Source organism: Sebaldella termitidis ATCC 33386 (assembly GCF_000024405.1).
Classification (GTDB): Bacteria; Fusobacteriota; Fusobacteriia; order Fusobacteriales; family Leptotrichiaceae; genus Sebaldella; species Sebaldella termitidis.
Window position 1 is genome coordinate 1746248 of the sequence record NC_013517.1, and the last position, 15664, is coordinate 1761911.

Genomic DNA, 15664 nt, shown 5'->3' on the forward strand with positions numbered 1-15664 from the left:
TTAATGAAAAATATAAATGAGACACAGATAAACCCTTATAACAGCTATATTTACTCATTCCCGCATAAAAAATCCTATAGGAATTTTGAAAAGCCTGAAAATCTTGCCGAGCTTTGGAAAAATAAGGATAAAAGCAATATATCGCTGTATATCCATATTCCTTTTTGTACTAATAAATGCGGTTACTGTAATCTTATGTCTACTACCTGTTTTTCGGCAGGAAGACTGGAACATTATGTAAATAAGCTGATTGAGGAAATCAAGTCATACGGGGAAACCGGGATATTAGGAGCAGGAAATAATAAAGCAGAATTTTCAAGTGTTATTTTAGGAGGCGGGACTCCTACTGTTCTGGATACAGGTTTAATGGAAAAGCTTCTTATGTCATTGGAACAATATCTGGATATAGACTTTGAAAATACCTTTTTTTCAATGGAAACTTCGCCAAAAACACTTTCAAATGAGTATTTCCTGCTTTTGAAAAAATATTATCTGAACAGATTAAGCATTGGAGTACAAAGTTTTTTTGATAATGAACTGAAAGCGATATACAGAAATGAGCTAAAACAGAATATAGACAGCGCTTTGAAAATATTGTTTTCTTCAGAAAACAGCATAGAAATCAGAAATCTTGATCTTATTTACGGACTTCCGGGACAGACAATGAAAAGCTGGGAGGAGTCGCTCTGCAGAGTGATAAGTCATAAACCAGAGGAAATATTTATATATCCCTTATATGTAAGGGAAAAAACCAGATTATTTGAAAATTATAAGGCAGATCATGATCTGATGGGGAAAATGTATGATAATGCCGTGAGAATTCTCAGCGAAAACGGATATATACAAACCTCCATGCGAAATTTTATATCAGAAGGAATGAAAGATAAATTATACCCGGATTATTCCTGTCAGGAAAATAAAATGCTCGGAATAGGATGCGGTGCAAGGTCATACATAGGAAATGTACATTATTCAAGGAAGTATGCAGTGGAGGATAAAAATATAAACAGTATAATAGATGATTATCTTAAGGAAGAAAATTTTGCTTTTGCTGAGTACGGATATAAATTATCAGAAGAAGAACAGAAAATAAAATATATTTTAAAATCAATATTAAAAATAACCGGATTTAATACTGAAGATTACAGAGAAAAATTTCATACTGAGCCTTTAGAGGAGTTTAGTGAGCTTGAGAAATTGATAAATGAGGGTTATCTGATCAGGGAAGGAAACAGGATTTTTCCTTCGGCAAAGGGTTTGAAGTATTCTGACTATATAGGGACATTGTTTATAACTGACGGGATAAAGAGAAAAATGGAAGAATTTACGGAGTAATTATGGAATATACAATTTATTACAGAAATTATTTAAGATACTGTAATTATAAATGCACTTACTGTCCTTTTTCAAAATATAAATTAAATAATAATGATCTGGAAAAGGATAAGATATACTTTAGAAAATTTACCGATTTTTTGAAAAAAAGTACGGATAAATTTAGAATTTTTATTGCACCTAGAGGAGAAGTACTGAATTTCGATTATTATAAATCAGGAATTCTGATGTTGGCAAATCTGGATAATATCATGGAAATTGTAGTTCAGACTAATTTAAGTGGGGAGCTGAAATGGCTGGAAAATGTTAATAAAGATAAGGTTATATTATGGACGACATATCATCCCGATGAAACCGGACTTGAAGATTTTTATAAGAATATAGAGTTTCTTGACAGGGAAAATATAAAATTTTCTGTGGGGACAGTGGGTGTTCATGAAAATTTTGATATGATTTTCAGATTAAAAGAAAAAATGAAGCTTTTGAAAAATACAAGTCCTTATTTATGGATTAATGCTTATAAGGATGAGAAAAATTATTATTCTGAAAGAGATATAAAATTATTAACAGAAGCAGATCCGTTTTTTGAAATAAATCTGAAAAATTACATATCTGGAGGGTGTGAATGTAGAACCGGTGAAAATGTATTCTGGATGGAATATAACGGAATAATACATAGATGCTGGCAGGACAGGAAAAATCTGGGGAACATATTTAAGGAAAATATTAAAGATATGAAGGTCAGTGACGGATGCCGTTATTCCAGATGCACATGTTATATTGGGTATACTAATATGAAAGAACTGAATTTAGGAATGATATATAAAAAGAGCCTGCTTGGACGAATGATATAGGGAAGCACAATAAATGCACAGCTGCTTCCTTTTTTCCTCGCAGAGTACTAAAATATTCCGGATTATTTAATAAAATGAATCGGATAATATACAAGATTTTTTGGGAGGAATGATGAGGAAAATTATTTTTCTGATATTTTTATGCTTATTTTTGGCTGTTAATGCAGATACTGAAAATGTAAAATTTATGGATAATATTAAGGAAGAAGCGAAAAAACTCGGAGCCGGTGAGATAAAAAGGTGTAAAATGATGCCTGAAAAAGAAAGGCAGCTATGGGCTGCGAACTATACAGGAAGAGCTGAGGAGTTGAATTCTGTGATAAAAATATTGGGTGAGGATGTAAAAAAAGCATATGAAGCAAAAAATAATTTTGCAGCCGAGGAAGGGAAAAAAACAATAGACCTTTTGATAAGAAGGACAGCTGTATATCTTTATTTTAACGGGATATACAGAGATAACTGCAATTCTGGAGAAATAGACGAGCTGTTTGATAATATGTTTTTTGAATAATAGTTACAAAAGGAGAGAATAAAATGAGTTTAGCAGACAGATATTTTGAAGGATTGGAAGAATTGATGACAGATGAGCAGATAGAAAAATTTGAAATAATACCGCCGGCAACAGAAGATGAAATATCAAGGCTGGAAAAATTCTATCCTGACTGCCCGGAGTCGCTTTTGGACTTATGGAGGATGAAGAGGGGAACATACCATGAAGAAATAGATGATGTATATATTTTGCTTCCTGTTTTGAGTTCTGATGTAGAGGGCGGGGAATATCCCTATTATCTAAAATCCTGTGTTCAAATATTAGAGGAAGCAGAAAAGAATTACAATAAACAAAGTATAGAGGAAATATACGGAGAAGACTGGATTAAAGAAAACAGCGAAGATTTTGACAAAAGAATAAAAATGAATATTTCACATAATAAATGGCTGAATTTTGCGGATTGTATAAATAATGGCGGAACATCACGTCTTTTTATAGACTTTGATCCGAAAGGAAAAGGGGTAAAAGGGCAGATAATACGTTATTTACATGATCCTGACAGTTATATTGTCATAGCAAACAGCTTTGATGAATATCTGGAGAACATAATAGGAGAAGAGTATCCTTTTAGTCATATATATGAGGAGTGGGATGATTGATCAAATAAAATGATTTTAAAAATATCTGGAAAAGAAATTTGTCTGGTTTTAAATATAAAATAACGGGTTGTACTAAAAATTGTACAACCCTGTTTATATAATGATAAAAAAGAGTTTCTGCTAAATATCAAATAATTCTAAAATTTCATAAGGAGCAGTGAAAATATAGTCGGCATTATTTTCTTCAAATTCTTTTCTATCTCTGAACCCCCATAAAACTCCTGCCGACCCCATACCAGCATTATGTCCTGTCAGAATATCCGTTTTGGAATCACCGATATAGAGAATTTCATCAGGATTCAGATTCATTAGTTCTGCGATTTCCAATGCGGAGTCAGGAGCCGGTTTTTTCGGAATATTATTTCTTTCACCAAAAACCCCGAAAAAATCTATGTCAGAAAAAAATTTTTCAACCAGTTTATTGGTATAATCATTTCTTTTATTTGAATTGATTCCTAGTTTTATATTATTTGCTGTAAGAACTTTTAATACTTCACAAATGCCGTCATAAGGTCTTGTATCATTCATATAAGATCTGTCATATATTTCAAGAAAGTCCTTTAAAGCCTGCTCCAGTATAATTTCTTCCGTCATTTCGGGAAAGCTTCTTTTTATCAAATCCCTGAATCCTTTTCCTATTTTCTTTTTATATTCTTCATAGGTATGGAGCGGCTGGCCGTATTTTTCAAGTGTGCTGTTTACACTGTTTCCTAAATCATAAATAGTATCCAGAATTGTGCCGTCAAGATCGAATATTACACCTTTATATTTCATATTTACCTCTCTTAAATGAATTTAACTGATTAAGTAAGCCGGACTGCAGTTTATAAATATGAATTATACATTTTTATAAGCTGCCGTCTGCTGTAGATATTAAGTTATGCGGCTTCCGGGTCTTCGGTTGGTGCCTTTTTAAACAGAAGAATTAAAGCTGTGCTTACTGCCGTCCCTGCTGCAAGAGAAAGCAGGAATAACGGAATGTTATTACATAAGAAGATAACAAACATGCCGCCATGCGGTGCTTTCAGAGTAAGACCGAAAAGATGTGAGAGAGTAGCACCTACAGCACCTCCAGCCATAAAGCAAGGTATGTATAAGAGCGGACTTCCTGCTGCAAATGGTATGGCGAATTCACTGATCATGGCAAAGCCGCCTATAATACAACCGGAAGTAGTACCTCTTTCAGCTGTGGTAAAACGTTTTTTGGCAATGAGCATTGCAATACCTACTGCAAAAGGCGGAATCATAGAGGCTATAAAATTAGCAGCCATCGGAGCATAATTGCCTGCCTCGAAGGCAGCTATGGCAAAAGCATAAGCAGCTTTATTAACAGGTCCTCCAAGATCGAAGGCAAGCATACAGCCCTGAATTATACCAAGTATAATAAGGCTGCTTCCACTCATACTTCCAAGGGTAGTAACCATAGTTTTATTAAGCCAAGCACAAGGCTGTCCCAGAATATACTGCATCAAAATACCAATGGCAAGAACGCTTATAACCGGTATGATCAAAGTAGGAAGCAGTGATCTTAACACAATAGGGATAGGTATTTTTTTCAGAGCCTTAACCAGATAACCGGCACATATACCGGCTATAAGTCCGCCGAAAAATCCTGCACCTATATCATCGGCAAGCATACCGCCGAAAAGTCCTGCAAGAAGAGCAGGCTTGTCTGCTATAGAATAAGCTATATAAGCAGAAAGTATTGGAACCATCATGGCAAATGCCTTTTTCCCCCAGAAAAACATATCAGCTACAAATCCCTTACTGTCATAAACATATATTCCGCCCAATGCAAAGGCAACTGCAATAAGAATCCCCCCGGCCACGACAAATGGAAGCATATATGATACACCTGTCAGCATGGACTGTTTTAATTCATGAAAAATTTCTTTAACATTATCTTTCATTCATTTACCCTCTCTTTCTTGTTTAAAAAATACAATTCATTTTATTTATTCAGACTGCAGACGATTTTGCGGTTAAATTTTCAAATTAAATATAAAATTTTAAATATTAACTATTCAAAAATAATATCAGGTTTTTTTATAATTTCATGAGGCGAAAACTTCCTGATTTTTTCTTTTGGAACATTTTCAAAACGTTCAGCTTTAGTAAGACCTACATCATTTGCCAGAATAACAAGATCTGCTGAATCAATATCTTTTTTTGAGAGCTGGTTTTCTATTCCGAGAGCTCCCTGAATCTCTACTTTACAACTGTGTCCTTTTGCTTTGGCAGCTTTTTTAATTGCTTCAGCGGACATATAAGAGTGTGCGATACCTGTGGCACATGATGTAACAGCAATAATTTTCATAATATACCTCCCTTGGCATAACCGGCAGAATAGTCAGCCGGATTATGCATAAAATTTTAAGTTTTGGAGAATTTCATTTTTAATCATCAGTACCTGCAGTTTCTATTAATGTCATAAGCTCACTGTGATTATTTACCAGATCCAGTGCTTTTACAAATTCGTCGTTTGCCAGAAGACCGGCAAGTTTTGCCAGAATGCGGAGATGATTGTTAGAAATATCATTTTCCGATATGGCAAGCATAAATATATATCTGACATCACCTTTTTCGTCATAAGATTCATAAGGAAATATATCAGAACATCTGCAAAAAGCCATTCCTGGTTTTAGGACTTCTTTACATCTGCCGTGCGGAAGTGCGATAAGATTTCCCATATATGTGGATCCCAGAGTTTCCCGATGTTCCAGTGAATGCTTAAATGCACAGGCATCAGAAACAATTCCGGATTTTTCAAATTTTTTGGATAATATATCAAACATTGTTTCTTTGTTTTGAAATGGTTCATGATTTAGAATAACCAGATTATTCGGAATCACATCTGATAAATTAATTTCTTTCACAAATGTACATCTCCTTTAAAAATAAGTTATTTTCCGTTTTTGAAAGCTTTTATAACATTTTTAGCATAATCTTTCATAAATTCAAATGTTGCTTCCTGCAGTTCGTGATATGGGATTTTGCCATTTGTTTCAGCAGTTTTTTCCATAACAAATTTTGTAGTAGCTTTGGCCATATACGAATAATAGTTTATTTTAGAGCATCCTGCGTTTATGGCATTCTGTACTTCCGAAAACTCCACTCCCGATGCACCGTGCATTACCACTCTGCAGCTTTTAGGCAGGGCAGCTCGGATTTCTGTTACTCTTGTAATATCTAATTTAGGAGGCTCGGCATAAATTCCGTGCATAGTACCAAAGCATACAGCAAGAGCATCGCATCCTGTTTTTTCAGCAAATTCTGCCGCCTGTTTAGGATCTGTAAAATACTTTCTGATCTCTTCATTCGTAAGAGCTTTTCCGCCATGTGAATCTTCCTCAGAAGAAGCCATGATACCAAGCTCGGCTTCTACAGTAATTCCAAGATTATGAGCAATTTTTGTAAATTCTTTTACATTTTTGAGATTTTCCTCGTAAGGGAGCTCGCTGCAGTCATACATAATAGACGGAAATCCCACTCTGATTGCTCTCATGACAAAGTTATAGTCGCTTCCGTGGTCAAGGTGGACACAAACGGGTACTTTGGCTTTTTTCGCATATGCAATCATTTCCGGTCCTGTTCTTTCAATAGGTATAAGCGAGTCATGTACCTGAGCATGATCGATGATGACAGGAGTATTAAGCTCTTCCGCTGCACCTATGACAGCTCTTATAGTTTCTACATTAGGTGTATTTATACATCCTATGGCATATTGGTTTTTCTCTGCTGTTTCCAGAATTTCTTTCATGTTAACTAACATTATCATTCCTCCTAAAATAGTTTTTTTATATATTAAGGGCCCTGTTAATATCGGTGATTTTACTGTAAACTTTTTTTATTTGTAATTGTGTATATGACAGATATGTATTTTTTTGAAATTTTAATATTTTTTTATTAATATTTTCTGTATGGTAGAAATGAAATTATGTATTTATTTTGAACAATAATATATTACCTTAAAATTTTTCAAAGTAAAGAAATGATAAAATCTATTTTTGCACCAACTTTGGGAATAAAAATGCAAAAAATTTTTATTTGGTTTATTTAATAAAGTAAAGTTTTTAATAATCATATTTATGTTTTTTAAATTGTTTTACAGCAGTGCATATATTATATTGTGTTGTCAGATTTTTTAGTGATTTTTATATATTGCATTTTTATATCTTAAAAAATAGAATAAATATTCTATAATTTATTCAACTAATAAATTGATAATTAATATTAAAAATAATTGAAATATATTTATAGTTATGATAAAATTATTAAAATGAATATAAATGAAAGAAATTATAAAAGTTATGATTTTTATATTGTTGATTTAAAGTAAGGTGTACTGGAGGGGGGCGTATGGTATACACTGAATATAAGGGAAAAAAGCTTAATGAAGATGCAGTAGATTTTTTTGAAAAATTAGGCTGTCATGAAAGTACGAATAATTACAGACTGTTGAATTCTTACGGATATATGGGGAAATATCAGGTAGGCAGAGATATTATGGAAGATTTGAATTGGTACAGTTCAAATACAGGCTACACCGGGGATGCCAGAAAAAAATGGGGTATAAAAAGCAGGGAAGATTTCTTGGGAAATTCGGCCGCACAAGATGATTTGATAATGAAATCAATGCTGAAAAGATGGGATTATCTGGATGCATATCTTAAAAAGCATACAAATAAAGGCATTATGGATTATGTATGTAAAGAAATAACAGTAAGTCCGTCTGCAATATACACAAATACCAGTGGTGCTCCAAAGTATGGAAAAGATCTTTTAAAAGTGCTGAAAAACGGTAAAAATAAAAAATTAGGCAATCCCAAAGGAAAGAAGTTTCTTATAACGATATCCGGTCTTCTTGCCGGCAGCCATTTAACCGGTCAGGGAGGAATGGGAATTTTTTTTACATCGGAAGGAAGAAAAATTCCCACAGATGGTAACGGTACTATGGTTTTAGTGTATCTGGAAGAATTAAAAGGTCATGATTTATCAATGATATGCGGTCATAAGGACAACTGTAAGCTGGACAGCAAAGCAGTAATAAAAAACAATTCATTCAAGGATGAGATCATTCTGAATGGGGAAATGAACAAAGGAAGTAATAAGACAGGTGCTGGGAATACATCATCAAAAACATCTGAAATAGAAGAAAAGGGTATATATGAATTTAAAGGGCAGAAATATGAAGAAGTATGGGAAACCGAATTTTACAAACAGGATATGACTGGAAGGAAACAGCTGCCTGCTGCAGGTTATGTAAAAGCAGAGGAAGCTGTGATAAAAAGACTGGAAGAAAAGTTCGTAAATCCTGATTTATACAGTGGTGACTATATTAAATATGTGGAAAGTAAAACAGGAAAAACAGTTTTTGAAGAAAATAAAGAGGAAATAAACGTAATGCTTACCTTGTATGATAAAGCTACAGGTACAGGGAAAAAATCAGGAAATATTGTGAGGCAGTACGGATTTGATATATTGAGAGGGCGGAATGAAAAAGCTGAATCACTGAGAATACAGGATATAGCATATTATATGTATTATTACCCCATTCCCAAAATGGGACAGCTGGAAACACTTGAGTATGTATTTGGGAAATTTGCTGCTAAATATATAAAGTTTCCTGATGTTCACTATACTGAAAATAATAAAACAGGTGAATATCAAATTTCACAGATAGCACAATTAATAAAGGATGCGGGGAAGAAACAGGAAGAACCTGTAATAAAATATAACCTTCCGGAGAAGTATAACAAGTATATGGAAGGAATAAAAGATATAGATGAAATTATCCTGAGAATTCCAAAAAAATCAAAGCAGGATTTTCATAAGATGAGAAGTGAAAATTTATTAAGAGGGCTTGAAATGGCAGGAGAGCATAAGAGAAGTTTTTCTGTTGACGAAAACGGTGTGAGAAAATATCCTTTGACAAGAAGATTTCTGGATAATCTTTTGATAGAGTTCATAAAAGTAGAAACAGGCTTTAAGGAGGAAAAAGAAGAAAAGTATTTTGACGGGCATAAATATCGTGATAGTAATGTATTGAGGAATTATCTTTTATGGTATGATGAAAATTTTGGAAGAATAGAACTGCCTCATCCGAAAGGAAGCGGAATGTATGCTGAGCTTGAGAAGCTGGGTAAAGATATGAGAATTACAGCAATGCTTGATATATGGGTAAATTCCAAAGAGAGGGGTAAAATAAAATATATAAGAAAAATACATAATCTGATAATTGATAATTATGGGGATTATACAGACGGGAAAACGACAGGTAGGGACAGGGAAATAATAACAGGACACTTTTATGATTTGAAAGAATTAAGAGATTATGCGGCAGGAAAAGACTCTATGAATTTATATTCTTTTTACAGGGAATTTTATGATTTGAAAAATGTTATTACACCAAATAATGAGTTTTATGTAAATGATAATTGTATTTTGAAATGTACACTCGGAGAAAATATAAGCAGAATAAATGTGGACAGGGATAGTGTAGTTCTCAGGGGAGGCAGACAGGCTAACATAAAGGATACTAATATACTGCCGTTTAAGAGCTGTAAAGTTTCTTCAGAATGCAAGCCGGAGTTTTCGGAGATTTGGGAAAAAAATACTGATGTGGAGATCGGAGGAGCACCTGCTCTTCTTGATATATCTACAATAAAGTGCAGATACGGCGGGATTATAAGTATAGATGATTCAGGGCAGAGACAATCTAGGTCGCAATTAGATTCAAAAGGTAATGATACAAAGCCGGCAGCAGAAGGCAAAAGTCAAAGTTACGGGAAAAACAGCAATTTTTCAGCTTCAGTTGGAACAGCCAAAACAAATAATATAAATTCCAAGCTCGGAAAAAGAGAGGTAGACTGCGGTTACAGACCTCTTTTGGAAATATGTAGTGCCTTAAACAAAAATTTTATGCAGACACCGCTGAAAAAGGAGTGTCAGGAATATAAGGGGTATAAAAAGGATCATACAGCCTTGGAAAATGAGAGAAAAAGGCTTGAGAGTTTAGTAAAGACGGCAGAGAAAGAATTCGTTATACCCGGAAATTATTTGGGTGACAGAATAAAAAGAGAAAATATAAGAAACGCAAAAGAAAAATATGATAAATTTATAGAGAAAAATGAGAGAATAGCAATGATAGCTTCAAAAAATTCATCAAACAGCAGAAAGAATCAGCTATTAAGTAAGATTATGCTTGCTATGCTTGAAGCCAATAAAAAATCAGGAGATATGTCAGTTCCTAAAAAAGACAGTAAAGGAGTTCACAAAAAATATGGAATTTCAGCCTGTGATTATGAGAAAAGAAATTTTTACATTACAGCTACACTTGGAGGTATAGTCTACGGATATTTGAAAGCCGCAATGGGTGAAAAAACAGATGAGAAAACATTGAAAGAAATAGAAAGAGAAGTTAATGAAAAGGAAGCGGAAGAGAAAAAAGTCAGAAATACTTATCCGAATATCAGATCGGGATTATCAAATTATGAATCATACGATAAAATACAGTCAAGAGAAGCAGAAAAAAGGCAGGAAATAAAGAGAAAGACTGATGTTCAGACTCTTGATAAAATCGGCTATGAGCTGTATCAGCTGACATCTGAAGTTCCTACAGGCAGCTCGATACTTGCGAAAATCAGAGAGAAAATAAAACCTGTAACAGAGTGTCCCTTTGAAGAAGTAGAAAGGAAGACGAATCATGGAGAGAGTTTTTTCGGTCAGGAGACAGGGGAGGCAGAAGCTTCTTTGGGGAAAGGTGATAATTACGAAAATAGTAAATTACGTGATGGTGAGATATCAGCAGCTAGAAGGACTGACGACAGTCATAATAGATTTGGTACCGGGCGTGTAAGGACTTCAAATGAACATGAGAATTTTAATCGTCAGGGATGGGAGGATAGTAATAACCATATGTCTGATACTCCTAGCAGAAAATCTGATATTCATGAAAGTAAAGGAAGGAATTCATCTGATGAAGCAGAAACTCGAATTGATACCGGTTTATATCAAAATCTGATAGTTGGGAGTGAATTGACAGATATTATTGGTAAAACTGCTATAAATGCAGAAGGAAGCGGGCAGGAAAGCGGTTTGAAAATACCTGATCTTGAAAATAATACTCAGATAGTAAAACCTGAAAAGAAGGGGAAAAAAGATAAAGCTGCTTGTTTAGAAGATAGATGTCCGAATAGCAGCAAAGGGAGAGATATTTTTGTTATCCTGTCTGTCGGGCACGGGATGAAAAATAAAACTACATATGATCCCGGAAGTTCTTCGGAATGGAATAAAAATACTGAAATAACGAATGGTTTTTTTTATGTTAAGTATTCACCACCTTCATCGGTGAAATATATTGAGAGCCCTTTAATTACAGAGTTTCAAACTAATGATATATTACTTAAGAATTATTTGATACCAGCTATGAAAACAAATAATATAAATGGTGATATACTCATATACAGAACAAATGGAATAACTAATCATGCCCAAATGTTAAATAAGAAAGCAATAGAACTAAAAAAAGTGTATAGAAAAGTCATAGTTTTAGAATTTCATTTTAATTCAGCAAAATCTGGTGGTAGCGGTACTGAAATGCTTTATCATAGCGGAGTAAAGCCAACAAAAAAATTAGCAGAGTGTATGCAAGTAGAAATTGTAAAAAAATTAGGATTAAAAGATCGAGGAATAAAGGATTGTAGTAATGGACGTGGTGGTGGTTTTATGGAAGGAATGCCAAATATACCATCAATAATGTTAGAACCATTTTTTATTTCAACAAAGAGTGATACAAAAACTTTTTTTGAAAAAATTCCTGAATATATTGAAGGTATTATGAATGGAATAATAAAATATGATAATGAAACATAATATTAAAATTCTAATCTGGTGGTGATTACAATAAAAAAAAATAATGTTTTGATGATTTTATTTGCAACAATCTTAGTATTTTTTTCTTTTTCAGAAAGTATTGAAAAAGAAAAAAAAATATATATAAAAAAAATAGAAGACAAGCTTATTAATGGTGATAAAATTGATTGGAATAATGAAAAAATAGAATTTTACTATTGTGGTTGGGAAGATGTAGATTCTAATGTTTATACAATGCAATATTATTCCCCGGAAATATCAAAAAATAAATTTGAAAGATTAGATGTTGCTGATGGAATCCATCCATTTTTTGTAAGGAAAAGCTACGGAAAGTCTAAAGATGGGAGAGATATTATTGCAGATTTTGAACTGACTTCTGATAAAGGAATAATTTTAGTGAGAATTCTTAAGACCTATAATGAAAAATATGTAAATTATGATGATTTTGAATTAAAGACTACAGTGTATTCTTTTGAAAGGATGGAAAATTATAAATACCCTGATACTTTTATCATTATAGAAGAATACGAAAATGTACGGACAAATCTTGTGAATAGCGAAATAATAGATGAAAGAACACCTTTGAAACCAAAAGGAATTATAAAGGAATACAGTAAAGCCGGTAATTTGACAGCAAAAATTTCAAGAATTAAGCCAGAATTTCAAATACATCAAGTATATTTGTCTACAGGGAAATTATATAAAATAGAAACATTTAACGGGGTACATGAAAAGTTGAAAACTTTTTGGAAAGAAACTAATTTGATTTCAAGTGAGAGAATAGAAGCTGAGAAGATAGAAAAATATGAGAAAGATTACATATATTTTTTAAAAAATAGATAAAAGATTTAATATGAGTTAAAAAATGAAAGAAATTTTATGAACAAATATCTGCTTTTAATATTATTATTTTTACTTTGACAAAATACAGCTACAACATAAAAGAATCAAAATTAGAAATTTTAGATAAAGTAAATTTAAAAAACTGTTTCTAAAAAAGTATAAAAGAACATAGAAGGGGTCAATAATGAGGTTAATATCATAATTATTTATAACAATAAATAATTTGAAAAAGCAGAGATAATAAATAATGGAGGTTAGCATGAGAAAAGTTATTGTGATTTTGCATATTTTACTTTTTATGAAAGTATGTTCTGATTTTATATTTAATGATAAAATAATATTAAGAGAAATATATAAGGATAAAAAAATTTATACAGATGTTGAATCAAAAAAATTCATTTTGACAAAAAATAAAGAAAAGAGATATAAACGAACACAGATTGCAGATTATAAAATAACAGGAAATAAAATATTTGTTTTGTTAGAATCCAAAGAAGCAGCTGATAATGGGAAAATTCTTGATTATAATGGAAATATAGGGGGATTTGATTATGCTGTTTTAGAAATATCAAAAGACAAAAATATTATCATGAAAAAAAGAGGAGAAATCGGAGTTTTTGGTGCAGGGACAGATATTTTTACAGGTAATGGGAATATAAGGTTTATTCCTGTAGGTAAAGAAACTGAAGGTATGGAAATAAGCATGAAATTTTCAAAGGATAGTGAGTATACTAATTCAACAGTATTTGAATTTGATCTGGAAAAGAATAATATGAGCCAGCTTTTTTCTGTGGAAGGATATTCTTATTGTTCATTTCTATGTGAAATAACAGAAGAAAATTATGAATTCAGTGAAGAGGGAGAAAAAAGGAATTATGATTTAAAGATTGAAAATAACTTTTATATTGAAGATACAGGTCTTAAGAATGCAGCTGAAAAAACATTTATTTTCAAAAAAACAATAAAGTATTATGCTTTTGAGAATGGAAAGTATATTTTAAAAAAAGAGGAGAAGTCACCTAAATATTTATTTTCAAAAAATGATGAAGCTGTTTTAGCTTATTTATATGGTATTCATAATTGGGATACCAATTCACTCTATGATAAATACTATATTAATCAGGATATGGAAGATTTTACTAAATTGTTTAAAACCATTCCGAAAGTGAAAAAAAATTTGGAAATAAAAACTTATATTTCGCATATAGAAGACAGAAAAGACGGTCTTTTGGTTACTTTGAAGCATATTTTGCATAAAGAAGAAAATAGTATGGAATTTGATATTGAAAATGTAGAAATAATAGAAGAACAAGAGGAAAGAGTATTCTTTAAAAAAGAAGCAAAAAGCAGATGGGTTTTGGACGATATGAAGAAAAATTAAAGTTTTAGTGGATGCTTATTTATCAAAATTAAAAGGCACAGATTTTTTGTGAAAGGAGGATTCAAAATAGTAAAAGCATTTATTCAATATATAAAGACACAAAAAGAACTTTTAATCAATCTGATGAATAAGAAAAAATCAGATAGAGAAAAAGTACTGAATGAAATAAATGATAAAATTGAAAAAATGAATTTAGAAATAAAAATATCAGAGTTAGACGACAGAATAGTAATTATCTCAGCTACTCGAGATAAATTTAAAGGGAAAATACTGAACTTATTTCTGATAAAGATATTCGGCGAAGAATACAGAAATAATGTATGGGAAATACAGGAAGAATATGAAAATCAAAAATATGCGGAAATAAATAATTTTTTTGATTTATTAGCGAAAAAATATGAAGAGGGGAATAGTGTTTTTATAGAAGAAATATCAGAGGAAAATTTTGATATTAAAGAGAAGTCAGATCCAGTAAAGCTAATAAAAACAAATAATAACCTGAATGGTAATGCGGAAAGTACAGGGGAAGCTATAAATTTGAAAACAAAATATGGAAAACAAAAAAATTCTGTATTTAATACAGAGGATGTATTTTTGAAGCATCCTCATAAATATGAAGAAAATATAGAAGAAATAAATAATAGCAGCCAAAGGGAAAAAATAGACCAAGAAATAAGAAATAATATTAAGAATTTATCTGAGAATAGCTTTTTAGGTTTTGTGGAATCTGAATTAAAAAATGACATAAATAATAAGTCACAAGAAAATCCACTAGTATTTAACGATATAAAGTTTAAAAAATATGAAAAGCTAAAAAGAGAAATTGAAATAAAAGAAGAAAAATTGTTGGAATTAATAAACGAAACTAAATTTTTTCTTGAAGAAAAAAAGTTTTACAAAGCAGTTCAAAATGTGAATATACTGGCAAAAGCAGATAAATCAGCAGTTTTAAATGAAGAAAGGATAAAATACTCACTGGAGGGGGTTCTTTTGAGAGTAATTAGGTTTTTTGTTCAAAGAAATATGAAAAATAGTGAATATTGGAGATATTTTACAGACAGATATGAAGAGAAAAGAAAATTTTATAATGATATTGTTAATCTCAGAGAATACTGCGGACTTAGGTTAAATCTTGAAAATGAAGAATATGAAGTCAAGAGAAGGGACTAAGAGTGTAAGCAGATCAAATTATTTTCAGAATATAAAAAAATGCGTAATAAGGAGGAGG

The 15664-nt window shown here is 31.9% G+C and carries 13 protein-coding genes; 8 read left to right on the plus strand and 5 right to left on the minus strand.

What is annotated here, in order from left to right:
• The first annotated feature begins 3 nt into the window (after positions 1 to 3).
• From STERM_RS08070 to STERM_RS08085, 4 genes are all read left to right on the plus strand, one after another.
• Positions 4 to 1335: an STM4012 family radical SAM protein gene (locus STERM_RS08070; RefSeq protein WP_012861096.1), complete on the plus strand. Its 1332-nt coding sequence runs from the start codon at positions 4 to 6 to the stop codon at positions 1333 to 1335.
• A 2-nt stretch (positions 1336 to 1337) separates the two neighbouring features.
• Positions 1338 to 2189, plus strand: a complete 852-nt coding sequence (locus tag STERM_RS08075) for an STM4011 family radical SAM protein (RefSeq protein ID WP_012861097.1) — start codon at positions 1338 to 1340, stop codon at positions 2187 to 2189.
• Between the two features lie 112 nt (positions 2190 to 2301).
• The gene (locus STERM_RS08080) at positions 2302 to 2700 is read left to right on the plus strand and encodes a hypothetical protein (protein ID WP_012861098.1); all 399 of its coding nucleotides are present in this window, start codon (positions 2302 to 2304) and stop codon (positions 2698 to 2700) included.
• 23 nt (positions 2701 to 2723) lie between these two features.
• Positions 2724 to 3338, plus strand: coding sequence for an SMI1/KNR4 family protein (locus STERM_RS08085; protein WP_012861099.1), 615 nt, complete (start codon positions 2724 to 2726; stop codon positions 3336 to 3338).
• A 120-nt stretch (positions 3339 to 3458) separates the two neighbouring features.
• On the opposite strand, the gene STERM_RS08090 is transcribed toward STERM_RS08085, so the two are convergent.
• The 5 genes from STERM_RS08090 to STERM_RS08110 form a co-directional block, all read right to left on the minus strand.
• On the minus strand, positions 3459 to 4112 hold the full coding sequence (locus STERM_RS08090) for an HAD family hydrolase (RefSeq protein WP_012861100.1): 654 nt from the start codon (positions 4110 to 4112) through the stop codon (positions 3459 to 3461).
• A gap of 104 nt (positions 4113 to 4216) precedes the next feature.
• Complete coding sequence (locus STERM_RS08095) at positions 4217 to 5248, minus strand: PTS fructose transporter subunit IIC (protein ID WP_012861101.1); 1032 nt, start codon at positions 5246 to 5248, stop codon at positions 4217 to 4219.
• 110 nt (positions 5249 to 5358) lie between these two features.
• The gene (locus STERM_RS08100; protein WP_012861102.1) at positions 5359 to 5655 is read right to left on the minus strand and encodes a PTS fructose transporter subunit IIB; all 297 of its coding nucleotides are present in this window, start codon (positions 5653 to 5655) and stop codon (positions 5359 to 5361) included.
• 79 nt (positions 5656 to 5734) lie between these two features.
• A complete protein-coding gene (locus STERM_RS08105) occupies positions 5735 to 6214 on the minus strand; it encodes a PTS sugar transporter subunit IIA (RefSeq protein WP_012861103.1) in 480 nt (159 codons plus the stop codon).
• Positions 6215 to 6240: 26 nt separating this feature from the next.
• Positions 6241 to 7110: a class II fructose-bisphosphate aldolase gene (locus STERM_RS08110; protein WP_012861104.1), complete on the minus strand. Its 870-nt coding sequence runs from the start codon at positions 7108 to 7110 to the stop codon at positions 6241 to 6243.
• Positions 7111 to 7697: 587 nt separating this feature from the next.
• On the opposite strand from STERM_RS08110, the gene STERM_RS08115 reads away from it, so the two are divergent.
• The 4 genes from STERM_RS08115 (at position 7698) to STERM_RS08130 (ending at position 15606) form a co-directional block, all read left to right on the plus strand.
• A complete protein-coding gene (locus STERM_RS08115) occupies positions 7698 to 12212 on the plus strand; it encodes a PAAR-like protein (RefSeq protein ID WP_012861105.1) in 4515 nt (1504 codons plus the stop codon).
• A 51-nt stretch (positions 12213 to 12263) separates the two neighbouring features.
• Entirely contained in the window at positions 12264 to 13055 is a 792-nt protein-coding gene (locus STERM_RS08120; protein WP_041309879.1) for a hypothetical protein, read from the plus strand.
• A 259-nt stretch (positions 13056 to 13314) separates the two neighbouring features.
• Complete coding sequence (locus STERM_RS08125; RefSeq protein WP_012861107.1) at positions 13315 to 14436, plus strand: hypothetical protein; 1122 nt, start codon at positions 13315 to 13317, stop codon at positions 14434 to 14436.
• A gap of 48 nt (positions 14437 to 14484) precedes the next feature.
• Positions 14485 to 15606, plus strand: a complete 1122-nt coding sequence (locus STERM_RS08130) for a hypothetical protein (protein WP_012861108.1) — start codon at positions 14485 to 14487, stop codon at positions 15604 to 15606.
• The last annotated feature ends 58 nt before the right edge of the window (positions 15607 to 15664 follow it).